19 protein-coding genes and 1 pseudogene are annotated in these 21,718 nt (G+C 57.8%); 9 read left to right on the top strand and 11 right to left on the bottom strand.

Annotation, left to right across the window (positions count from 1 at the left end):
• Positions 1-14: 14 nt before the first annotated feature.
• Entirely contained in the window at positions 15-725 is a 711-nt protein-coding gene (locus tag BLO50_RS18885) for a histidine phosphatase family protein (protein WP_090255839.1), read from the bottom strand.
• A gap of 210 nt (positions 726-935) precedes the next feature.
• Between BLO50_RS18885 and sohB the strand changes: the two genes are divergently transcribed.
• Together sohB and BLO50_RS18875 are read left to right on the top strand one after the other, a co-directional pair.
• Positions 936-1,955, top strand: a complete 1,020-nt coding sequence (gene sohB, locus BLO50_RS18880) for a protease SohB (RefSeq protein WP_090255932.1) — start codon at positions 936-938, stop codon at positions 1,953-1,955.
• 25 nt (positions 1,956-1,980) lie between these two features.
• Entirely contained in the window at positions 1,981-2,970 is a 990-nt protein-coding gene (locus BLO50_RS18875; protein ID WP_090255838.1) for a YhdH/YhfP family quinone oxidoreductase, read from the top strand.
• Positions 2,971-3,027: 57 nt separating this feature from the next.
• On the opposite strand, the gene BLO50_RS18870 is transcribed toward BLO50_RS18875, so the two are convergent.
• The 5 genes and pseudogenes from BLO50_RS18870 to BLO50_RS22395 all read right to left on the bottom strand — a co-directional run.
• On the bottom strand, positions 3,028-3,525 hold the full coding sequence (locus BLO50_RS18870; protein WP_090255837.1) for a DUF934 domain-containing protein: 498 nt from the start codon (positions 3,523-3,525) through the stop codon (positions 3,028-3,030).
• Positions 3,509-5,167, bottom strand: a complete 1,659-nt coding sequence (locus BLO50_RS18865) for a nitrite/sulfite reductase (protein ID WP_090255836.1) — start codon at positions 5,165-5,167, stop codon at positions 3,509-3,511. Before BLO50_RS18865 ends, BLO50_RS18870 begins: the two co-directional genes overlap by 17 nt.
• 432 nt (positions 5,168-5,599) lie before the next feature.
• On the bottom strand, positions 5,600-6,217 hold the full coding sequence (locus BLO50_RS18860; protein ID WP_090255835.1) for a hypothetical protein: 618 nt from the start codon (positions 6,215-6,217) through the stop codon (positions 5,600-5,602).
• A 7-nt stretch (positions 6,218-6,224) separates the two neighbouring features.
• Positions 6,225-6,959, bottom strand: coding sequence for a methyl-accepting chemotaxis protein (locus tag BLO50_RS22400; RefSeq protein WP_420875476.1), 735 nt, complete (start codon positions 6,957-6,959; stop codon positions 6,225-6,227).
• A gap of 120 nt (positions 6,960-7,079) precedes the next feature.
• Positions 7,080-7,793 (bottom strand): annotated as a pseudogene (locus BLO50_RS22395) (cache domain-containing protein); the annotation flags it as partial.
• Between the two features lie 387 nt (positions 7,794-8,180).
• Here BLO50_RS22395 and BLO50_RS18850 point away from each other — a divergent pair.
• The 3 genes from BLO50_RS18850 to BLO50_RS18840 all read left to right on the top strand — a co-directional run bounded on the left by BLO50_RS18850 (position 8,181) and on the right by BLO50_RS18840 (position 10,808).
• On the top strand, positions 8,181-9,011 hold the full coding sequence (locus BLO50_RS18850; protein WP_090255833.1) for an undecaprenyl-diphosphate phosphatase: 831 nt from the start codon (positions 8,181-8,183) through the stop codon (positions 9,009-9,011).
• An 84-nt stretch (positions 9,012-9,095) separates the two neighbouring features.
• The gene (locus BLO50_RS18845) at positions 9,096-10,058 is read left to right on the top strand and encodes an alpha/beta fold hydrolase (RefSeq protein ID WP_090255832.1); all 963 of its coding nucleotides are present in this window, start codon (positions 9,096-9,098) and stop codon (positions 10,056-10,058) included.
• A 36-nt stretch (positions 10,059-10,094) separates the two neighbouring features.
• Positions 10,095-10,808 carry a DUF1294 domain-containing protein gene (locus BLO50_RS18840; protein ID WP_090255831.1) on the top strand — a complete coding sequence of 238 codons (714 nt, stop codon included), beginning with the start codon at positions 10,095-10,097 and terminating at the stop codon, positions 10,806-10,808.
• 10 nt (positions 10,809-10,818) lie between these two features.
• On the opposite strand, the gene BLO50_RS18835 is transcribed toward BLO50_RS18840, so the two are convergent.
• Positions 10,819-11,718 (bottom strand): LysR substrate-binding domain-containing protein, encoded by a 900-nt coding sequence (locus BLO50_RS18835; protein WP_090255830.1) that lies wholly within the window; start codon positions 11,716-11,718, stop codon positions 10,819-10,821.
• A 123-nt stretch (positions 11,719-11,841) separates the two neighbouring features.
• On the opposite strand from BLO50_RS18835, the gene BLO50_RS18830 reads away from it, so the two are divergent.
• Positions 11,842-12,450 carry an FMN-dependent NADH-azoreductase gene (locus BLO50_RS18830; protein ID WP_090255829.1) on the top strand — a complete coding sequence of 203 codons (609 nt, stop codon included), beginning with the start codon at positions 11,842-11,844 and terminating at the stop codon, positions 12,448-12,450.
• A gap of 62 nt (positions 12,451-12,512) precedes the next feature.
• Here BLO50_RS18830 and BLO50_RS18825 read toward each other — a convergent pair whose 3' ends face one another.
• The 3 genes from BLO50_RS18825 to BLO50_RS22100 are packed head-to-tail and all read right to left on the bottom strand — an operon-like array spanning position 12,513 to position 15,489.
• Positions 12,513-14,099: an ABC-F family ATPase gene (locus BLO50_RS18825; RefSeq protein WP_090255828.1), complete on the bottom strand. Its 1,587-nt coding sequence runs from the start codon at positions 14,097-14,099 to the stop codon at positions 12,513-12,515.
• 20 nt (positions 14,100-14,119) lie between these two features.
• Positions 14,120-15,253 carry a site-specific integrase gene (locus BLO50_RS18820; protein WP_244152916.1) on the bottom strand — a complete coding sequence of 378 codons (1,134 nt, stop codon included), beginning with the start codon at positions 15,251-15,253 and terminating at the stop codon, positions 14,120-14,122.
• Positions 15,154-15,489, bottom strand: coding sequence for a hypothetical protein (locus BLO50_RS22100; RefSeq protein ID WP_244152915.1), 336 nt, complete (start codon positions 15,487-15,489; stop codon positions 15,154-15,156). The genes BLO50_RS18820 and BLO50_RS22100 overlap by 100 nt, the downstream gene beginning before the upstream one ends.
• A 662-nt stretch (positions 15,490-16,151) precedes the next feature.
• Between BLO50_RS22100 and BLO50_RS18815 the strand changes: the two genes are divergently transcribed.
• The 3 genes from BLO50_RS18815 (at position 16,152) to BLO50_RS18805 (ending at position 20,112) form a co-directional block, all read left to right on the top strand.
• Positions 16,152-16,661, top strand: coding sequence for a sigma-70 family RNA polymerase sigma factor (locus BLO50_RS18815; protein WP_090255826.1), 510 nt, complete (start codon positions 16,152-16,154; stop codon positions 16,659-16,661).
• Positions 16,661-17,623, top strand: a complete 963-nt coding sequence (locus BLO50_RS18810) for a FecR domain-containing protein (RefSeq protein WP_167354480.1) — start codon at positions 16,661-16,663, stop codon at positions 17,621-17,623. Before BLO50_RS18815 ends, BLO50_RS18810 begins: the two co-directional genes overlap by 1 nt.
• Positions 17,624-17,691: 68 nt before the next feature.
• A complete protein-coding gene (locus BLO50_RS18805; RefSeq protein WP_090255824.1) occupies positions 17,692-20,112 on the top strand; it encodes a TonB-dependent receptor in 2,421 nt (806 codons plus the stop codon).
• A 1,104-nt stretch (positions 20,113-21,216) separates the two neighbouring features.
• Here the strand turns inward: BLO50_RS18805 and BLO50_RS18800 are convergent.
• Positions 21,217-21,718, bottom strand: a 502-nt coding sequence (locus tag BLO50_RS18800; protein WP_143003840.1) for an IS3 family transposase, incomplete at its 5' end; no start/stop codon positions are given.

Raw genomic sequence — 21,718 nt, 5'->3', positions numbered from 1 at the left:
CAGTGGGCCGAAGCTCAGCGATACGTGATGAGCTCCGGCGCCTTCAACAGCTGTAAATGCACATGGCTGTTGAAGGAAGCCAGGCTCACTTGGCTGCCACGAAACTTAAGGCAGCTAAGTGAGGTGTTAACAATTTGCCAGTTCAGTTCAAACGCCTGTGCAGGCGCGATACCGGTAATGAGGTGCAATAGGGCGGTGATGGTGCCGCCTGAGGTGAATACGGCAATGTTTTGTTTGCTGTCAGCCTGTTCAAGTAGACGGGTAAGGCCGCCCTGAACCTGCTCGACGAAGCCTTGCCAGCTTTGCAGGTCCGGCATGTCGTGCTCACCGGAAATCCAGCGGCCAATCAGCTTGGCGAACAGGCGCTGAAATTCAGCTCGGTTTTGGGCGCCATTGCGCAGAATGTGCAGGGCTTCGGGTTCTTCGCCAAGCATGTCCGGCAGCAGGCTGCGGATTACGGCATCCGCATCAAACTCGTTGAAGGCAGAGTCAATCTCCAGCGATGGTGTGGCAATGCCTGCTTGCTCCAGCTGCTGTAAGGCACTGTTAGCCGTGTGCTGCTGGCGGCGCAGATCACCGCTTACACTGCGGTCAATGCGTATACCCAGTTGAGCAAGGTGCTCGCCCAGCACTTCGGCCTGGCGAATTCCAATGGGCGATAGCACATCGTAATCGTCTGCACCGAAGGAGGCTTGGCCATGTCGAATCAGGTAGATGCTGCCCACGTCCGCTCGATTCCGCTGCGGTGAAAGTTTCGCGAGGGTATGAGGAAGCTCAAGAGCTGTCAACGTAAAAACATACGCTTGTTTGAATTGCATGAATGCGCTGAATGTCTAGACCTTGCTTGCTGGCCGTGAACCCATGGCCTCGGTATGCTTGGGGGCTAATGTGCGCAGTCAGTGAGTGCGCGCAGCCATGGGGAAAAGGGGGAATACGTGGAGTTTTTTGCAGAGTACATCGGCTTTCTGGCCAAGACAGTGACCCTGGTTATTGCCATCGTGGTGGTGCTGGTGACGATTGCCGCTCTGCGTAGCAAAGGCCGTCAGGGCACGGGTCAGTTGCAGGTGAACAAGCTCAATGATTTCTTCAAGCAGCTGCATCAGCGCATGGAACATGCGGTGCTCGATAAAGAGCAACTGAAAGCCGCGAGTAAAGCTGAAGCCAAGGCTGCAAAGCAGGAAAAGAAGGCCGGTGTTCACAAACCGCGCGTTTACGTGCTGGATTTTGATGGCGACATCAAAGCCTCGGCCACCGACAGCCTGCGGCACGAAATCACTGCTTTACTGACTATGGCAACGCCGCAGGATGAAGTGGTGCTGCGCTTGGAAAGTGGTGGTGGCATGGTGCACAGCTATGGGCTGGCCTCTTCACAGTTGGCGCGCATTCGTCAGGCGGGCGTACCGCTGACTGTCTGCATCGACAAGGTCGCTGCCAGCGGTGGCTACATGATGGCCTGCATTGGCGAGAAGATCATTTCCGCGCCGTTCGCCATTCTTGGTTCGATTGGTGTGGTAGCCCAGCTGCCTAACGTGCACCGCCTGCTGAAGAAGCATGACATCGATTTTGAAGTGCTTACCGCCGGTGAATACAAGCGCACCCTTACCGTGTTCGGCGAGAACACCGAAAAGGGCCGGGAGAAGTTCCAGGAAGACCTGGAAACCACCCATGAGTTGTTCAAGGGCTTTGTTGCCCGCTACCGGCCGCAGTTGGATATCGATCAGATTGCCACCGGCGAAGTCTGGCTGGGCCTGGCGGCGCTGGATAAGCAACTGGTCGATGAGCTGAAGACCAGTGACGAATACTTGGCAGAACGCGCCAAGAGCGCCGAGCTGTTTCATTTGCACTATGCCGAGAAGAAAACCCTGCAGGAGCGCGTTGGACTGGCGGGCAGCGTTGCGCTGGATCGCTTCGTTCTGAACTGGTTGAGTCGTTTGAATCAGCAACGCTTCTGGTAATCGGTCCGTCATACAGAGGAAGAACATGAGCAAGTTCAGTGCATTGCAAGCCCGTGAAAGCGCAGCGGGCGGTTTCGAACAGGTGATTGTGCAGCGTGATATCGATGACTTGCCCGCCGGCGAGCTGCTGATTCGGGTCAAGTATTCCTCGCTTAACTACAAAGATGCGTTGTCCGCGAGTGGCAACCGTGGTGTGACCAAAAGCTTTCCACACACACCGGGTATAGACGCCGCGGGCGTAGTGGAGGCTTCCAGTGTGGCTGAATTCAGCGCCGGCGATGAGGTGATCGTCACCGGCTATGACCTGGGGATGAACACCTCTGGCGGGTTGGCTCAGTACATTCGCATTCCCGCCAGCTGGGCGCTGAAACGACCTAAAGGGTTATCGCTGCGCGAGGCCATGGTGCTTGGCACCGCTGGGCTGACGGCTGCGCTGTGTGTCGACAAGCTGGAGCAAAGCGGGCTGACGCCGGATGCCGGCACCGTACTGGTGACGGGTGCCACAGGTGGTGTTGGCAGTGTCGCGGTGGCTTTGTTAACTACCCTGGGTTACCGCGTAGCGGCATCGACTGGCAAGGCAGAGCAGGCGGATTACCTCAAGGCGCTAGGTGCTCAGCAAATTGTGTTGCGTGCCGAACTGCAGGACGGCACCGATAAACCGATGCTCAAAGAGCAGTGGGCTGGCGCAGTGGATTGTGTGGGCGGGGATATTCTGTTCAACGTGGTTAAGTCGCTGCGCTACGGTGCCAGCGTTGCCTGCTGTGGCCTGACGGCTGGGGTCGGTTTCAAGGGCAGTGTGCTGCCCTTTATTCTCCGTGGAGTGAATCTGCTCGGGGTTGATTCGGTTGAGCTGCCGTTGGTGGTTAAGGCGTCGATGTGGGACAAGCTGTCGCTGCAGTGGAAGGTCAAGCTCGATGCACTGGTCACCGAAGTGACGCTTGAGCAACTGCCGGATGCAATTGCGCAGATCCTCGCGGGCAATCAGGTCGGTCGTGTGCTGGTCAATCTGGGTTGAATCGCAATAAACAAAAAAGGCCACCCCAAGGGGTGGCCTTTTGAATTGCCGGCAGAATCAGGCGCGGCGACGGAACAGCGGTAGCGGCTGGTCCGTGGAGGCCTGATAGACCTCGCTGAACTCCTCGAAGGCTTTCAAGGCATCCAGCGGGTCTTTGTCCTCGCGCAGGGCGAAGGCATCGAAGCCTACGCGCAGGTAGGAGAACAGCTGATCGCGCAGCACATCGCCAATGGCACGCACTTCGCCTTTGTAGCCGTAGCGGTTACGCAGCAGGTAGGCGGTGGAGGTGTGGCGTCCATCAGTAAAGGCCGGGAAGTTCAGCGCGATGACCTGGAAGTTATCCAGCTGATCGGCGATTTCCTCTATTTCCTCACCGGCATCCAGCCACACGCCCAAGCCGCCATCGCGGGCCTTAAGCGCGGTGCTGTGCTCGACCCACAGGCCCAGCGGCACGATCAGGTCGTCGCAGTTGGGAATGCCGTCCAGAGTGGCGTCCTTGGGCAGCAGGTGCCAGCTTTCATCGATCAGCTGGCCGTTCTTAATGATTCGCTGCATATACGCGCTCCTTGAACGGGTCGACACCAATACGGCGGAAGGTGTCGAGGAAACTCTCTTCTTCGGTGCGGCGCTCGACATAGACCTTGACGATCTTATCGATCACGTCAGCCATGTCCGCTTCGGCGAAGGATGGGCCGAGGATCTGCGCCAGGCTTGCGTCACGGCCAGCGCTGCCGCCGAGGGACACCTGATAGAACTCCTGACCTTTCTTGTCCACGCCGAGGATGCCGATATGGCCCACGTGGTGGTGACCGCAGGCGTTCATGCAACCCGAGATATTCAGGTCGATATTGCCGATGTCGAACAGGTAATCCAGGTCGTCAAAACGGCGCTGAATGGCTTCGGCAATCGGGATCGACTTGGCGTTGGCCAGCGAGCAGAAGTCGCCGCCCGGGCAGCAGATGATGTCAGTCAGCAGGCCGACGTTCGGCGTGGCGAAACCGTTTTCACGCAGCTCGCCCCACAGGGTGAACAGCTGCGCCTGCTCAACATCCGCGAGGATGATGTTCTGGTTGTGGCTGTTGCGTACTTCGCCAAAGCTGTAGCGGTCGGCCAGGTCAGCAATCGCATCAAACTGCTTGTCGGTGACATCGCCCGGCGCCACGCCGGTTGGCTTGAGCGACAGAGTCACGGCGACATAGCCTGGCTTCTTGTGCGCGAAAGTGTTGCGCTGACGCCAGCGGGCAAAGCCTGGGTGTTCGGCATCCAGGGCAGCCAGAGCGGCATCCTGATCGTCGAGGGCTTTGTAGCTTGGATCGATAAAGTGCGCGGCAACGCGGGCCACTTCGGCTTCGGTCAGGGTGGTCGGGCCATCTTTCAGATGGACCCACTCAGCATTCACGCGCTCGGCGAACACTTCAGGGGTCAACGCCTTGACCAGAATCTTAATGCGCGCCTTGTACTTGTTATCACGACGGCCGTAGCGGTTGTACACACGCAGGATGGCGTCGAGGTAACTGATCAGGTGCTGCCACGGCAGGAATTCGTTGATAAAGCTACCGACGATCGGGGTACGGCCCAGGCCGCCACCAACGGACACACGGAAGCCCAGCTCACCGGCGTCGTTCTGTACCGCTTCCAGGCCGATGTCGTGCACTTCAATCGCGGCACGGTCGCTCACTGCGCCGTTGACGGCAATCTTGAACTTGCGCGGCAGGTGGGTGAACTCGGGGTGGAAGGTCGACCACTGACGAATGATCTCGCACCACGGACGTGGGTCGATGATTTCATCCTTGGCCACACCGGCGAACTGGTCGGTGGTGGTGTTACGGATGCAGTTGCCGCTGGTCTGGATCGCGTGCATCTGTACGGTGGCCAGCTCGGCGAGAATATCGGGCACATCTTCCAGGTCTGGCCAGTTGAACTGGACGTTCTGACGGGTGCTGATGTGCGCGTAGCCCTTGTCGTAGTCACGGGCAATCTTGGCCATCATGCGCACTTGGGCGGACGACATCAGACCGTACGGCACGGCAACGCGCAGCATGGGCGCAAAGCGCTGGATGTACAGGCCATTCTGCAGGCGCAGTGGGCGGAATTCTTCACCGCTCAGTTCACCGGCAAGGTAACGGCGGGTTTGATCGCGATACTGCTTGACGCGGTCTTCGACGATTTTTTGGTCGTACTGGTCGTATACGTACATGGAGTGTCCTGTTATCAGGCTTTTTACAGCTATCAGCGCGCACGGCCGCGCACTCCCTGCGGAGCCGGAGGAAGATACCAGCTCAGGGTTATGCGCAAAAGTGATGTTTGAGTATATGGAAAGAACTTAAAGGGATAAGACAGCCGTTGAACATAGCCCTACGGCTTGAGTAAGCGAGCATGCTGGTCTTAACTGCAGAAGACGATCCACCCATAAACACAACAAGAGGGGTAGTCCATGAGTGAGCACAGTGAGCCGGATAATGCTGACAGCGTGGTCGATGCCAAGGCTATTTTCGCCTTGATTGTGATTTTCGTCGTCACCGCGGTGTTCTGGGTCAGCCAGCAATAAGATTTGGCGCAGCTAAAGCACAAAGTGGGCATTCCTTGACGGATGCCCGCTTTTTTATTGCCCTCACGGCAGGGCTGCGACTCAGTGGCAGGTGAGACTGTCGGCCTGGCGATAGAGCATAAGCAGTTTGCGCGTAATGGACTGCTGAATATCGTCGCGCTCGAAGGTCGATAGCCGCGTCAGGCGACTGACCTGCAGGCGGTGCAGGTGGATATAGGGCATCTGCTGGTCGAACTCACGCAGATCGCCCTTCATCATGATTGGCAGGAAGATATCGCCTGCCTTCTTCTGGTTACTGATGATCTGCGCCAACGCTGGTTTGAACGGCATGGTTTTCGGTGCTGGGCCGCCTTCCTTGATCATCGTAGTCAGCAGCAAGCCAGGCTTGCGCAGGACCACACCGGGCAGCACGCACAGCCCAGTTTTACGGACAGCATGCGCCTCGATGCCATGCAGGGTGTCGTGGAAGGCATAGGGATTGGGCAGCACCACCATCTTGCGGCCCATATCGCTGGGGAAGTGCAGGTCGTAGTTGGTGTACAACTGCCGCGTTGACTCCGAATACACACACAGGCGGTTCTCGAACAGCTTGATAAAGCGTTCCGCCAGTTCGCGCCGGGCGATGCTGTCCAAGTCCCAAATCAGGTCCTGGTTTTGCGGTTTGCTCAGGTCGACTTCCTGGTGTTCCATGTTGCTCATTGCGTTCTCATACCCTGAACTGTCCAAGCAGACGATTGAGCTGCTCAGCCAACTGACCTAAGTGTTGCCCGGCATCGCTGGATTGCTGCGCCGCCAGGGCGTTGTTATGGGCCAGGCTGGCTGCCTGGGTGACGTTCTGATTGATGTCTTCGACCACGTGCGATTGTTGCAGTGTCGCGCTGGCGATGGAAGCGTTCAAACCGCTGAGGTTGCGCAGCCCGCTGGCGATTAACGTCAGGCTGGTTCCGGCCTGACGGGCCTGCTCGATGGTCAGCTGAGAGGCTTGGCTGCTGTCGTTGATCACCTTGACGGCTGCTTCGGAGTTGCCTTGCAGGCGCTCGATCATGACCTGGATTTCCGCTGTGGATTTTTGCGTACGTTGCGCCAGCAGGCGCACCTCATCGGCCACTACGGCAAACCCACGGCCTTGCTCACCGGCGCGGGCGGCTTCGATGGCCGCGTTGAGCGCGAGCAGGTTGGTCTGCTCGGCAATCGAGCGGATAACTTCTAATACGCTGCCTATCTGCGTGCTTTCCTGAGCCAGGGCCTGAATCACCGTTACCGCTTGGTCGATGGTGGCAGATAGCGCATTGATCTGGCGCAGGCTGCCTTCAATGTTCTGCTGACCTTGCAGCGCTTGCTCTTCGGCCGTGTGCACCTCTGTAGCGGCGTGTTCGGCATTTTTCGCCACATCCTGGACGTCATAAGTCACTTCATTGATCGCAGTGGCAACCAGTTCCATTTGCTGCGACTGCTGCTCGCTGTGCTGTTGCGATTGGCCCGCAACCTCACCGAGGTTGCGGGCAGCAGCATCGAGTTGGCCGGCAGAGTCGAGGGAGTGTTTGATCACCTGGCGTAACTTTTCGGTAAACGCATTGAAGTGACGGGACAAAGCGGACAACTCGTCGTTGCCCTGGGTGTCGAGGGTTCGTGTCAGGTCGCCATCACCGCTGGCAATATTGGCCATGGCATCGACCGCGTGCTGCAGTGGCTGGGTGATGCTGCGCACGATCAGCACAATGAGCAGGGCCACCAAGGCAGCAATCACCAGGCCAATCAGCAGGGTTTTCAAGGCCTGGGTGTGAAACTCGGCCTGCACATCATCGACATAAACCCCTGAACCGATGATCCAGCCCCAGGGCTGGAACAGTTGCACATACGACACCTTGGGCACAGGGTCACTGGCACCAGGCTTGGGCCAACGGTAATTGACCTGGCCTGCGCCCTGGCTTTTGCTGAGGGCGACCATTTCATTGAATAGTGCCTTGCCATCCGGGTCTTTAAAACCTGAGAGGTTTTGCCCTTCCAGTTTGGGGTTGGTCGGGTGCATGACCATCACTGGGGTTTGGTCATTAATCCAGAAATACTCCTGGCCGTCGTAGCGCAGGTTACGAATGATCTCTGCAGCCTGTTTCTGCGCCGCTTCACGGGTGATTCCGCCCGCCGCTTCCAGTGCATGGTAATGCTGCAGAATGCCCGCTGCGCTTTGCACCACATGCTGGGTTTTTTCAGATTTGGCGGCATATAGGTCGGCCTCGATCTGCTTGAGTAACAGGGCGCCCTGAATAATCAGCATGACAATGGCAACCACCAGAATCAGCCAAAGACGACGGTTAATAGGCAAGCTGCGCAGGTTATTCATGGTGGGCTCCCTGGTTGTTTAGGCGCGGGGTCGCCTCTTATAGATGATGAGTCTTGCTCGCTACTCTAGACCTTAGGCTAATTGGTGGATAAGTGACGGCTCGGTTGGCGATTGCTTTCATCAGGTCGAGGCCAGTACAGCGTGCTGTAGCCTCAATACTCAGGTTCTCTGCTAGGATTCGCGCGGTGCGGGTTAAGTGTGTGATTTGATTATTTATTCTGCCGGCCGGAACCTTTTAATAACCGGTTGGTAGGAAGCCCACGTGAGTTCGTCATCATAATGTTGCTGTTCGTGCCGGTGCGCACGTATTGAGGAGTGAGGATGGATCTTTGGGTGGCTGTTCAGGCACTGATTTTGGGTATCGTGGAAGGCATTACGGAGTTCTTGCCCATTTCCAGTACCGGACACCAGATTATCGTCGCGGACCTGATTGGTTTTGGCGGTGAGCGGGCGATGGCCTTCAACATCATCATCCAGCTGGGGGCGATTCTCGCTGTGGTCTGGGAGTACCGGCGCAAGATCCTCGACATTGTCATCGGTCTGCCCAAAGAGCAGCAGGCTCAACGGTTTACCGCCAATTTGCTGATCGCCTTTCTGCCGGCCGTGGCGCTGGGTGTGCTGTTCGCCGATCTTATTCATCATTACCTGTTCAACCCGATCACCGTGGCGCTGGCGCTGGTGGTGGGTGGGGTGATCATGCTCTGGGCCGAGCGTCGCACGCACCTGGTGCACGCCGAGAGCGTCGACGACATGACCTGGAAGGACGCGCTTAAGATTGGTTTTGCCCAGTGCCTGGCGATGATTCCGGGTACTTCACGCTCCGGCGCGACGATTATCGGCGGCTTGTTGTTCGGCTTGTCGCGCAAGGCGGCCACCGAGTTTTCCTTCTTCCTTGCCATGCCGACCATGGTCGGTGCTGCGGTCTACTCCGGCTACAAGTACCGCGACCTGTTCCAGGCCAGTGATCTGCCGGTGTTTGCCATTGGTTTTGTCACCTCGTTTATTTTCGCCATGATTGCGGTGCGGGCACTGCTCAGTTTTATCGGTAAGCACAGTTATGCAGCGTTCGCCTGGTACCGCATCGGTTTTGGCTTGTTGATTCTGGCGACCTGGCAGTTACAGTGGATTGACTGGAGCACGGCGCAGGGCTGATTGCTGCCCTTGTATTCGTCGGATGAATAAAGGCGCACCCCAGGGTGCGCCTTTGTCATAGTGGGACTTCACACAGGAGGTGCCATGCACAATACGGCCGATCATTTCCAACTCGATCTCAACGGTATATCCCTTAGTCTTTACTGCGCAGGGCCGGAACAGGGCAAACCTGCGTGGTTATTGCACGGTTTTCCGGAGTGCTGGTATTCCTGGCGTCAGCAGGTTGATCCGTTGGTCGCGGCCGGCTATCGGGTGTTCATGCCTGAGATGCGTGGGTATGGCCGCAGCGAGGCGCCGGCGGACGTGGCGGCCTATGACGTACTGACGCTGTGCGCTGACATACGTGCGGCCATGGATCACTTTGGCCACACTCAGGTGGCAATGGTCGGCCATGATTGGGGCGCAATGGTCGCCTGGTATTTGGCACTGCTTGAGCCCGTGCGGATCAAAGCCCTCATCACTCTGTCGGTGCCTTTTGCCGGGCGGCCTCGTCGCCCAGCCACCGAGATAATGCGTGAGGCCAGTGCCGGGCGATTCAATTACATCCTCTACTTTCAGGAACCTGGCCGCGCCGAACACGAGTTGGACGCTGACATCGACCGCACCTTGCGCCTGCTCATGTATTTCGAGGAGCGAAACCTGTTACTGCAGGACAAGCCTGCCGATGGGCGTTTGTTCGAGGACGACATGCAGGTGGGCGCGCTGCCCGACTGGTGCACAGAGGACGACTTTGCGGTGTATCGCCACACCTTTGCTCAGCACGGTTTACGGGGAGCGTTGAATTGGTACCGCAACTTCGAACGCAACTGGCACGTGACCGAGCCATTACAAGGGCAGACGATCAAACCGCCGACGCTGTTTTTGATCGGTGACCATGACCCGGTAGGCAAACTGGAAGCCTACACCCTGAAGAAGATGCCGGAATGGGTGGGTGACTTACAGCAGCACGTCCTAAAGGACTGTGGGCACTGGATCCAGAACGAACAGGCTGAGCAGGTCAATCAGTATCTGCTTGAGTTTTTGGATAGCCATTTCCCAGGCTGCTAGAGTGCGCGCGGCGTATATCTGGTGAGAGTAATGGGAATGGAACAATGCGGTGTGTTGCGCAGCTGGAATGACGACAAAGGCTTTGGTTTTATCCAGCCGGAGCAGGGCGGGGCTGAGCTTTTTGCGCATATCTCGGCCATGCGCGGCGACAGTCGCCCCGTGGCCGGGGATCAGGTGATGTACGTGCCGGGTAAGGACCCTCAGGGGCGTGCCCGCGCCGAGCATATCCGCGTTGCTGGCGAACTTGCGTTGGACCGTCCGGCGATTCGCCGTAAGCCTCGCGCTGTTAAGCCCACGGTTGAACCATCAGCGAAAGCCAGGGTGCGTCAGGTTTCGTCGGGGCGCAGCCATGAGCCGATTCAGCACCTCGGACCGAAGTTAGTGCTGCTGATGGCGCTGTGTGTGTTGCCTCTAATGGGCGCTTGGCAGCTGTTCCTAACGTCTGGTTTTGTGTGGATGCTGGTTGCTTACCCGCTCGCCAGCCTGATCAGTTTTGTGCAGTACTGGCAGGACAAGTCCAGTGCCCAGCGAGGCCGTTGGCGCACGCCGGAAAAAGCATTGCATTTGGTCGAGTCGCTGGGTGGCTGGCCCGGCGCGTTGATCGCGCAGCAGTGCTTTCGGCACAAAACGCGCAAGCTCTCCTTCCAGCTGGTGGTTTGGCTGATTGTTGCAGCCCATCAGCTGGTATGGATTGACTGGCTGTTGTTGGATGGCCAGCTGTTCGGTGAACTCTTGCGCCGTTACAGCTGATGCAGCGGCGCTAAATCGGTTGGTCCCAGCGGCTGAAGGCGTCGCTGATATGCTCAATCCATGCCCGAACGGCTGGTAGCATGCCGCGCCTGTGGGTGTACACCGCTTGCAGGTGGGCAGCAGGCAGTGCCCAGTCCGGTAGCAGGCGGATCAGTCGTCCATCGGCCAGTTCATCCAAGCACAGGGGCGCGGGCAACATGGTAAATCCGAGGCCGCTCATCGCTGCATGTTTGCGGACGTTGAAGTCCTCGATGGCCAGGCGCGCGTCCAGCACCACTTCCTGCACGCGCCCATTGTCATGCTGCAAACGCAGGTGAATTTTGCGGTCCGCTTCCAGTGCGCCCAGGGCCGGCAGTTTCGCCAGATCGTCAGGTGTGCTGACCCGCGCGTGCTCCAGCAGGGCCGGTGCGGCAACCATAAAGGCCTGCGCGGGCCGCAAGCGCCGGGTGATCAGCGTAGGGTCTTCATCCTCGGCGCTGCGTACGCGCAAGGCGACGTCTACGCCCTCGTTGAGCAGATCAATGCGCCGGTTGGTCTGAATCAGCTCCAACTGCACCTTGGGATAGGCCGCGAGAAAGCTCACCACCAGCTCCGAGAGCAGGGCGATGCCGCCTGGGGCGCTGACCCGAAGACGACCGCGCGGTTCGCTGGTCAGGCTGGCCACGGTTTCCTCAGCCTGTTCGGCTTCCTGCAGCATGGCCTGGCAATGGCGCAGGTAACGCTCACCAATGTCGGTCAATGCCAGTTTGCGCGTGGTGCGTTGCAGCAGGCGCGCGCCGAGGCGATTTTCCAGCTCGGCAATTCGTCGTGACAGGCGGGATTTGGGAATGCCCAGGGTGCGCCCGGCGGCGGCAAAACCGCCGGCTTCTACCACTTTGGCGAAGTAAAACAGGTCATTGAGGTCATGCATGGTTTTATCGTCCTATCGGTGGGACGAACTATCGCATTTGCACGGACTAATCGGCCATTGCTTTCATCGATAGTATCTCCAACATCTTGATCGCCGTGGGGCGATCTCACTTTGGAGATTGTCATGAAACTACTGCACCTCGATTCCAGCATTCTCGGCGACTCGTCTGCCTCCCGCCAACTCAGCCGCGCTGTGGTCGACGCCTGGCTGGCCGCTGAACCTGAAGCTCAGGTGAGCTATCGCGATCTGGCCAGCGATGCGCTGAGCCATCTGTCCGCCGCTAGTCTAGTCGCCGGCGGTACCCCAGCCGAACTGCGCGATGCAGCGCAAAAGCATGAAGTCGAGCTGGCGGAGGACACCCTCAATGAGTTTCTCGCGGCCGACGCCATCGTGATAGGTGCGCCGATGTACAACTTCACCGTGCCGACCCAACTCAAAGCCTGGATCGACCGCGTGGCGGTCGCCGGTAAAACCTTTGCTTACGACGAGAATGGCCCCAAGGGCCTTGCAGGTGGCAAGAAGGTGGTGATCGTGTCCACCGCAGGCGGTATTCATGCGGGCCAACCAAGCGGTCAGGCGCACGAAGAGTATTTGCTGCTGGTGTTGCGCTTCCTCGGCATTACCGATATTGAAATTGTGCGCGCCGAAGGGCTGGCTTACGGTGATGAGCCGCGCGCGAATGCTTTTGCAGCAGCGCACGCCCAGATCGGTGGTTTGTTCGCCTCTGCGTAATAACTGCACCCAACAAAAAGCCCGCTCAGAGAGCGGGCTTTTTTATGCCGGCTAGGAGCCGGTTAGACGATCACGCCCTGGCTGCGCAGGTAGTCATCGTAGGTGCCGCTGAAGTCGGTGATACCGTTGGCTGACAACTCGATGATGCGCGTAGCCAGGGAGCCCACGAACTCGCGGTCGTGGCTAACGAAGATCAGCGTGCCCGGGTAGTTTTCCAGCGCCAGGTTCAGCGCTTCGATGGATTCCATGTCCAAGTGGTTGGTCGGTTCGTCCATCACCAGCACGTTAGGCTTTTGCAGAATCAGCTTGCCGAACAGCATGCGGCCTTGCTCACCACCGGAGATGACTTTTACCGACTTGAGAATCTCGTCGTTGCTGAACAGCATACGACCCAGTGTGCCGCGGATCATCTGCTCGCCGGTGGTCCACTGGCCCATCCAATCGAACAGGCTGACGTCGTCTTCGAAGTCGTGGGCGTGGTCCTGGGCGTAGTAGCCGATTTCCGCGCTGTCGGTCCATTTCACCGCACCGGCATCCGGTGCCAGTTCGCCAACCAGGGTGCGCAGCAGGGTGGTTTTACCAATACCGTTCGGGCCGATGATGGCTACGCGCTCGCCCGCTTCAACCTGGAAGCTGAAGTTCTTGAATAGCTCCTTGCCGTCGAAACCCTTGGCCATTTTCTCGATCATGACGGCCTGGCGGTGCAGCTTCTTGTTCTGTTCGAAGCGAATGAACGGGCTGACACGGCTGGACGGTTTGACCTCGGCCAACTGGATCTTGTCGATCTGCTTGGCACGCGAGGAAGCCTGCTTGGATTTCGAGGCGTTGGCCGAGAAGCGGCTGACGAAGCTTTGCAGCTCGTTGATCTGCGCCTTTTTCTTGGCGTTTTCGGACAGCAACTGCTCGCGCGACTGGGTTGCGGCGGTCATGTATTCATCGTAGTTGCCTGGGAACAGGCGCAGCTCGCCGTAATCCAGGTCCGCCATGTGCGTGCACACGCTGTTCAGGAAGTGACGGTCGTGCGAGATGATGATCATGGTGCTGTTACGCTGGGTCAGGATGTTTTCCAGCCAGCGGATGGTGTTGATGTCCAGGTGGTTAGTCGGTTCGTCCAGCAGCAGCACTTCTGGATCGGAGAACAGCGCCTGGGCCAGCAACACGCGCAGTTTCCAGCCGGGCGCGACTTCGCTCATCGGGCCAAAATGCTGCTCCAACGGAATACCCAGGCCCAGCAGCAACTCACCGGCGCGAGATTCGGCGGTGTAACCGTCCATCTCGGCGAACTCGCCTTCGAGCTCACCGACCTTCATGCCGTCTTCTTCGCTCATTTCCGCCAGGGAATAGATACGGTCGCGTTCGGCTTTGACTTTCCACAGTTCTTCGTGACCCATGATCACAGTGTCGATCACCGTGAATTCTTCATAGGCGAACTGGTCCTGACGCAACTTACCCAGGCGCACGTTCGGCTCCAGCATCACCTGGCCACCGCTCGGCTCTAAATCGTCGCCGAGAATTTTCATAAAGGTCGACTTGCCGCAGCCGTTGGCCCCGATCAGACCGTAACGATTGCCGCCGCCAAACTTGACGGAAACGTTCTCGAACAGGGGCTTAGCCCCGAATTGCATGGTGATGTTAGCGGTGGAAATCAAAGGTCTTACCTATCAATGACTTATGGCTGGCTGAATGAAGTTGATACCAATTTGATACCAATATTCAGCTTTTCCAGTTCGCTCCAATCGGAGCTTGAGTTGATCCAGCGGGCATACGTCGACAACAACATTTGGACGCTATGGCCCAATTGCTGAGAGATGAAAGCGGGGTTCATGCCGGACATTAAGCATATTGTCGCATAGGTGTGACGGCAGTTATATGGCGGCCGGTAGCGGATACCCAAGGCTTTAAGGGTAGGGCGCCACTGGTGATGCACGTTGGAGGTTTGCTTGATGTACTCCTGGCCTTTTGACGGCGGAAACACGTAAGGCGTGGTTTTGACTCGACCAACACCTTGCTGCCGGCGTTCCGCATAGTTTAGGGCGAACCACAATGCCCGCAGCGCACGTTCATTGAGCAGAACGTACCGAGCACTTTTGGTCTTTGTCCGTTCTTCCACCACGCCTAATGCAACTGTGCGACAGACGTGCACCTGTTTCCGATTCCAATCCACCGATTCCCATCGCAGAGCTAGCGCCTCTGATAAGCGCAGGCCTGAGAAAAATAGAAATTCGAACAAGGCTGCATAGATCAGGCTTGGCCAGTGCGAGGTTGAGTAGAGTTTTTCGATTATCCGATTGGCGTCGTCCAAGGTCAGCGGATCTGGATCCTTGCGTGATCTGCGTGGCACTTCCAATGTTTCTGCTGGGTTGCGTTCGATTAGCCCATCACCCAAAGCAGCTTTTAGGATCGTCGAAAGCTTGACGAGTGCGTTCCTTTTTACTCCAGAGGACGTCCATTTCGTCTCAGCAATGATGCGGCGTAGCAGTGTGGTGGTGATCAGATCGATGCGAATTAACGCCAAGTGGGGCATCCAATAGTGGTTCAGCGTGCTTTTGTAGTTCAGCCTGGTTCCTTGAGTGATGTCACGGCTGTCCAACCATAGCTGGGCAAACTCACCAAAACAGGAAAGCCCGCCTGCGGGCACCATCGAGCCTGGGAAAAGCTCTATGTATTTGGCGTCATCCATCAGGCCCATCTTGGAGAGGCGCACTACTTGATCTCTAAGGATGGACGCCGCCGCAATCCCCTTTGGCGTGACGGGATAGGGGAGCGTTTCGCTGCACCGGCGTCCATTCCAGGTGAACCGGATGCGTATGGAGTTTCGGAAAACTTCCACCCCGGTGGGCATATCCATTGACTTTCGAGCCATTCGTCGTATCTCCGCAGGCTATAAATAATGTTTCGACCAATTTTGAGCCAGACGCCCTCTGGGATCTGTTTGCGAGCGCGTTTTGCCTGCAGCGCCCGTTTGGTTGTACCCAGTAACTCAGCCATTTTTTCTTCCGATATCTTGTCGAGATCGCTTGAGTGAGCGTCGGTTGTCATAGCCGCACCTGACTCCATTTCAGGTGTTGTCTAAAAGAGCCTTCTCCAGGCACAGAACGTTTTGAATTTTTTTCCCGACCCATGAACCCCCCCTTCGTCCATCAACGTTTGGTGTGTTTATGGTAGGGGGGAGTTTTTTGAAAATGAGGCGTATCTGTGCCCTAAACAGGGGCTGAACTCCCGGGTCAAAAATTCACTGCGAGTCATTACGAGCGACTGGAGTAGTCGCTTTAAAGTTACTTTTGAACTTTTAGAGTGTTCTTAACCCAGGCCGCTCGAAGCGCGGTACGCATGGGTTTTTGGGTTTTTTCCAGTTGTAAAGGAAGTTCCTACGTTTGATCTGACCATGAGATCTTCGATCTGCAACTGGACGTGGCCTGTGGTTGGCGCCATGAGAGATTTGTGCTGGTAAGAAACGCAGCGACAGCGCGAGTGGTAATCCTTACGCCGCTGCAAGCCGAGTATGGCAAGGCGAATTGCGTGGCCCAGCCACTCTGTGGTGGGCGCTGCCAGGTCTTTTTGAACACCGGCCAGCATAATGCTGCTGGCGCACCTTCTCGTTCAGTAACGCGCAGGGGGCGGAGTTTGTAAAAGGGCTTGGTGTAGTGTGCAAATATTAAATAGAATCAATCTCATTTAGTGTGCATGCAGAGCCTCTCGACATGATTGAAGCAACTTCGCCACCGGAGCACAGCCTAAGCGCCTTGTACCGCGACCATCGAAGCTGGTTGGAGAGTTGGCTGCGGCGCCGCGTGGGCAATGCTTGGGATGCAGCGGACCTGAGCCAGGATACCTTCCTGCGAGTGCTGGCCAGTTCCCAGCAGATCGCCGAGATGCGTGAGCCGCGAGCCTATTTGCTTACCGTGGGCAAGCGCCTGCTAAGCAACCTATATGCGAGGCGCAATTTGGAGCAGGCTTATTTGGATGCGCTGGCGCAGCTACCCGAAGACAGTGTGCCGTCGCCGGAGCAGCGTTGGCTGCTGTTGGAAACCCTGCAGGCCCTGGACGAGTTACTCGACGGCCTGCCGGCTCTGGTACGTCGAGCGTTTCTCTGGAGCCAGCTGGAAGGGCTTGGTTACCGCGAGATCGCCGAACGCCTCAAGGTGTCCGAGCGCACCGTCAAGCGCTACATGGCCCAGGCCTACGAGCATTGCCTGCTGGTGGAACTGTGATGCACGCAGTGCCTTCCAGCGAGGCTCGTGAGGTGGCCCGCGCGGCGGCCCAGTGGCTGGCGCTGCTGGAGTCTGGCGCAGCCAACGAGGACGACCACACCCGCCTGCAAAACTGGCGCAACAGCAGTTGCAGTCATGAGAGTGCCTGGCAAAAGGCGCAGTTGTTGCGCCAGCGTTTCTCTGGCCTGCCAACAGCTCTGGCGATGGCCACGCTGGATCGCCCGGACCCGGCACGGCGCGCGGTGCTGACGCGTGCCCTCGGGCTTGCCGCGCTGGTACCGGCAACCTGGTTGCTGGGCCGGCAGCTGCCGCTGGATGTCTGGCGCGCCGATCTGCAGACCGGTATCGGCGAACACAAACGATTGTCTCTGGCCGACGGCAGCACCTTGCAGCTGAATACCGACAGTGCGGTCAACGCCGACCTGGGCGCTCGCCAACTGACACTGGTGCGCGGAGAGATGGCGCTCAAGGTGCTCGGCAGTGCGGCGCTGACCATCCAGGCGCCTTATGGCCGCCTCAGCGTCGGCCGAAGCGAAGTCTGCGTGCGTCTCACCGAGCGGGATTGCCGGGTGTCGGTAGTCAGCGGTTCGGTACAGGTGCAGCCGTTGCGCGGCCCGCAGTTGGTACTGCGCGAAGGGCAGCAGATCCGCCTGCAAGCGTCCGGTGCCGGTCCTGTGGACGCTTTCGACGCCTTGCTGCCCGGCTGGCGCGAGGGGGTGTTGATGGCGCAGAACCTGCCGTTGGGGGATTTTCTACGCGATCTGAGCCGTTACCGTCAGGGCCTGCTGCGCTGGGATCCTGCGCTGGAAAGCCTGCGGATCACCGGCAGCTTCCGTCTCGACAACACTGATCGTGTGCTTTCACTGCTGGCGGCCAGCCTGCCGCTGGAGGTGCATTCACGCACCCGTTACTGGGTCACCCTGGTCCCGCAAGAAAGTGCCTCTCGGAAAAATATTGGCTGAAGCTTGTCCCTTTGTTTCGCGTCGCTGGTCATTCCAAGTAACCGATCAAAAAACGAGAGCTTCTCCCAATGCCCGCAGTATTGCCTTACCGTTTGCGCCCGATGTCGTCTGCCTTGAGTCCGTTGCTGCGCTGGAGTCTCATGCTGAGCCTGAGCGCCAGTCCGATGTTTGTCCCGGCCAGTTGGGCTGCAGACGCCGACCGGCGCAGTTATCAGGTTCCGGCCGGCCGCTTGGACGCTGCCTTGACTCGCTTCGCCGGCCTGGCTGGGGTCAACCTGTCGGTGGATCCGGCGCTGGTTAGCGGGCGCAGCAGTGACGGCCTGTCCGGCGAATACGGGGTGGAGGAGGGTTTTGCCCGGCTGTTGCTGGGCTCCGGCCTGCAGCTGCAGCCAGTGGGCGAGCAGGCTTACACCCTGACCCCGACCGCGGAAGAGGGCAGCATGCAACTGCCCAGTACCTCGATCCTCGGTGCCCGCGGAGTGGGGAGTGAGCAACCTTACGCAGGTGGCCAGGTGGCCCGGAGCGGTTCTCAGGGCATGCTCGGGGACCAGGACTTCATGGACAGCCCGTTCAGCGTCACGTCCTACACCAAGGAAGCCTTGCAAAACCAGCATGTTCGCACCCTAGGCGATGCCGTGGCTGCTGACCCGTCGGTGCGCACCTCCAACCCGGCCGGTGGGCGTTTCGAGCAGTTCACTGTACGTGGCTTCAGCCTGTTCAACAGTGACGTCTCCTATGGCGGCCTGTACGGCATCCTGCCGACTTACTCCATCGACATGGAAATCGCCGAGCGGGTTGACGTCCTTAAGGGCCCTAGCGCGGTGCTGAACGGCATCGCTCCGCGTGGCAGCATCGGCGGTGGCATCAACATCGTGCCCAAGCGCGCCACAGACGCACCGATCACCCAGGTCACCAGTCTCTATGCCTCGGAGGAGCAGTTTGGTGGCGCCGTGGATATCGGCCGGCGTTTCGGCGAGGACCAGCGTTTCGGCGTGCGTTTCAATGGTGTGCGCCAGTCCGGCGATACGGAATGGGATCACCAGGCGGTCGAGCGCGAAACCGGGGTGCTCGGCCTCGATCTGCGCGAAGAGCGACTGCGTCTGTCTCTGGATATCGGCCATCAGGATCGCTACGCCGATGCGCCGATGGAGCGGGTCGAACTGGCCGCAGGGGTTAAGGTGCCCAAGGCTGAAGATATCGACCGCAACTTTGCTCAACCCTGGACCTATTCGCAAACCAAGGACTCCTTTGGTGCCTTGCGGGGTGAGTACGATGTCAGCGACTCGTTGATGGTCTACGCCGCCTATGGCGCGCGCAAAGGCAACTACGACTTTCTGCGCCATGGCGTCCAGGCCACCCAGGACAATGGCAACTTCACCCTGGTGCCGCGCAGCTTCCGCCGCGATGAAGACGTGAAGACTGCCACCGTTGGCGCCCGCCAGTGGTTCAGCACCGGCTCGGTCAACCACACGCTGAACCTGAGCCTGAACCGCTTCGACATGGATTTCGACAACGCCGGTGAGCGTTACCTGCGCAGCATTGGCAATCTCTATGACCCGGTGGAAGTGGCCTACCCGGGCGCGCCGAACCGCTTCGATACCAGCGCCCACACTGAAGACCGCTTCACCAGCGCGGCCCTGGCCGACACCCTTAGCTTTGCCGAGGATCGTCTGCTGGTGACCCTCGGTACCCGCTTGCAGAGCGTGAAAGTCACCACCTGGAGTGACGGCGAGCGTGATGGTCCGGCGAATGACGAAACCGATACGTCGCCGCTCGTAGGTGTGATGTTCAAGGCCACCGAGCGCCTGTCGCTGTATGCCAACTATGTGGAAGGCCTGACCCAGGGCGAGACCGCGCCGTCCACGGCGAATAACGCCAATACCGTGTTCGCGCCGTACGTCAGCAAGCAGACGGAAATCGGGGCGAAGTACGACCATGGCAACATCGGCATGTCCGCTAGCCTGTTCCATATCGAGCAGCCGGCCTATCAGTTCGACAATCAGGACAACTTCAAACCCAACGGCGAGCTGCGCAACCAGGGGCTTGAACTCAGTATGTTCGGCGAGCCGCTCAAGGGTTTCCGTCTGCTGGGCGGAGTGATGTTCCTCGACAGCGAGCAGAACGACACCACCAATGGCGAGTTCGACGGCAACCATGGCACCGGCGCGCCGGAGATCAACGCCAATCTCGGCGCCGAGTTGGATATCCAAAGCGTCCAGGGCCTGACCCTGACCGCCCGTGCCATCCATACCGGCTCCCAGTACCTAGACTCGGCCAACGAACAGGAAATCGACAGCTGGGAGCGCTACGACCTGGGCGGCCGTTATGCGTTCAAGGTCGGGGGCAAGCCCGTGACCGTGCGGGCCACGGTGGAGAACGTGCTGGATAAGACCTACTGGGCTTCCGCCGCGACCTCGTCCGACAGTGCGGCGGGGCTGACCCTGTCGACTCCCAGGACCGTGTTGCTCTCGACCACCGTGGATTTCTGACGGGTACAGTATGGCGGTGCGCCCTTCCTCATCGATGGGAGGGGCGGAATCGAGTTCTAGTGATTGGACATCGGCTTCAGTAAGCCGTGGATCAGCATGGATGAAAACAGTAAACCTTGCTTTATCTAGCCAGGTCTAAGCCCCTTTGGGTAATACTTTCAATGCTAGTGAAACTGGCCTGCTTTGATTTGCGGTCATCAATAAATCGCTATGGCGAGGTGGCAATAAAGTTCACTTTTGTGAACTTTATTGAGGTGCAGCTTCACACTCAGAGTTCACAAAAGTGAACTCTACGGGCACTTTTGATACTCAGAATCGCACCAGTTTCATATATCCAACCCTCGATCTGAGCTCGTTTTAGGGCTGCCTGCTGGCCGATTTTCGGGCCGGGCTGCCAAGTATTGTGAATCATCAGAAAAACATCGAAGTGTATTAGTTGATGTTTTTGTCAATTCAACCCAAACCCTTATGAGTAAAGGGATCCAGCATTGCCTGATGTTTTTTGGGTGTTATTGCGTTTCATCTCCCACACATCAACATCCCTGCCAAATCGGTGATATTTGGCCCAATAAATAAACATCGTAATCAGGGTTTCGATGTTTACGTTATTTCTGCTCAAGCCCTAGTGAATAGGGGCTTACGGCATGGTCTGATGTTTTTCAGGTGTTACTGCATTACATTTTTCATACGCAGTGACCCTGCCGATAGGTTCGTAATCGGTCAGCTGGGTCATGAAATTCAGTAGAGGATTCGGCTTTTACAACAAAATGATGGCTTTTCAGCCATTTAATGGCTGAATCGCGTGGTCTGTGAGGGTTGTATCTGACCTGATCTGCGTTGGTCGGTGCTATGCCCGCGAACCTAGTATTTGCGGGCACCGGAGCCTGATATTTTGCAGTAGCACCGCTGTTGCATAGGTGCATTAAGAAGGGATATCACGTTGGGCACATTTGAACGGTTCGGGCGGGCACATCTGGCAATGTTCGATAGTGCGTACCTTTAGGCCGACAGAAGCATGGGATTGGGAAGAAGGCGGCCTGGTGTAGCTGGCAAGACAAGTTTGTCGCTTATGGGAGGCAGTAGGTGTGAATCGCCCCGGGTTTTCTAGACACTCTCCAGGCTCAGGAAATAGCGCTTTTCGAACTCTACCGGCGATAGCTGGTTGTTGAAACTATGCCGGCGTTTTGGGTTGTAGAACATCTCGATGTAATCGAACACATCGGCTCTGGCATCCTGCCTGGTGCTGTAGATCTTTCGTCTGATCCGCTCCCGCTTTAGCAACTGGAAGAAGCTTTCTGCCACCGCGTTGTCGTGGCAGTTACCGCGTCGGCTCATGCTTCCAAGCAAGTTGTTGGCTTTTAGGAAACTCTGCCAGTCACCACTGCTGAACTGACTACCCTGGTCTGAGTGAATCATCACTTCCTGCTTGGGCTTACGCCGCCAAACGGCCATCAGCAATGCATCAATAGCCAGATCGCTGGTCATCTGCGGCTTCATCGACCAGCCAATTACCTGCCGTGAAAACAGATCGAGCACCACCGCCAAAAATAACCAACCCTCATAGGTGCGGATGTAGGTTATGTCCGTGACCCAGACTTTGTTGGGT

The sequence above is a fragment of the Pseudomonas peli genome (assembly GCF_900099645.1).
In the GTDB taxonomy this organism is placed as follows: domain Bacteria; phylum Pseudomonadota; class Gammaproteobacteria; order Pseudomonadales; family Pseudomonadaceae; genus Aquipseudomonas; species Aquipseudomonas peli.
The sequence above is the reverse complement of the archived record's forward strand: the minus strand, read 5'-3'. Positions and strand labels throughout refer to the sequence as shown.

What these genes read in the sequence shown, in the direction of transcription:
- BLO50_RS18875 (WP_090255838.1), top strand. Translation starts at nt 1,981, where the DNA reads ATGAGCAAGTTCAGTGCATTGCAAGCCCGTGAAAGCGCAGCGGGCGGT.
- BLO50_RS18870 (WP_090255837.1), bottom strand. Translation starts at nt 3,525, where the DNA reads ATGCAGCGAATCATTAAGAACGGCCAGCTGATCGATGAAAGCTGGCAC.
- BLO50_RS18865 (WP_090255836.1), bottom strand. Translation starts at nt 5,167, where the DNA reads ATGTACGTATACGACCAGTACGACCAAAAAATCGTCGAAGACCGCGTC.
- BLO50_RS18860 (WP_090255835.1), bottom strand. Translation starts at nt 6,217, where the DNA reads ATGAGCAACATGGAACACCAGGAAGTCGACCTGAGCAAACCGCAAAAC.
- BLO50_RS22400 (WP_420875476.1), bottom strand. Translation starts at nt 6,959, where the DNA reads ATGGAACTGGTTGCCACTGCGATCAATGAAGTGACTTATGACGTCCAG.
- BLO50_RS18850 (WP_090255833.1), top strand. Translation starts at nt 8,181, where the DNA reads ATGGATCTTTGGGTGGCTGTTCAGGCACTGATTTTGGGTATCGTGGAA.
- BLO50_RS18845 (WP_090255832.1), top strand. Translation starts at nt 9,096, where the DNA reads ATGCACAATACGGCCGATCATTTCCAACTCGATCTCAACGGTATATCC.
- BLO50_RS18840 (WP_090255831.1), top strand. Translation starts at nt 10,095, where the DNA reads ATGGAACAATGCGGTGTGTTGCGCAGCTGGAATGACGACAAAGGCTTT.
- BLO50_RS18835 (WP_090255830.1), bottom strand. Translation starts at nt 11,718, where the DNA reads ATGCATGACCTCAATGACCTGTTTTACTTCGCCAAAGTGGTAGAAGCC.
- BLO50_RS18830 (WP_090255829.1), top strand. Translation starts at nt 11,842, where the DNA reads ATGAAACTACTGCACCTCGATTCCAGCATTCTCGGCGACTCGTCTGCC.
- BLO50_RS22100 (WP_244152915.1), bottom strand. Translation starts at nt 15,489, where the DNA reads ATGACAACCGACGCTCACTCAAGCGATCTCGACAAGATATCGGAAGAA.
- BLO50_RS18815 (WP_090255826.1), top strand. Translation starts at nt 16,152, where the DNA reads ATGATTGAAGCAACTTCGCCACCGGAGCACAGCCTAAGCGCCTTGTAC.
- BLO50_RS18810 (WP_167354480.1), top strand. Translation starts at nt 16,661, where the DNA reads ATGCACGCAGTGCCTTCCAGCGAGGCTCGTGAGGTGGCCCGCGCGGCG.
- BLO50_RS18805 (WP_090255824.1), top strand. Translation starts at nt 17,692, where the DNA reads ATGCCCGCAGTATTGCCTTACCGTTTGCGCCCGATGTCGTCTGCCTTG.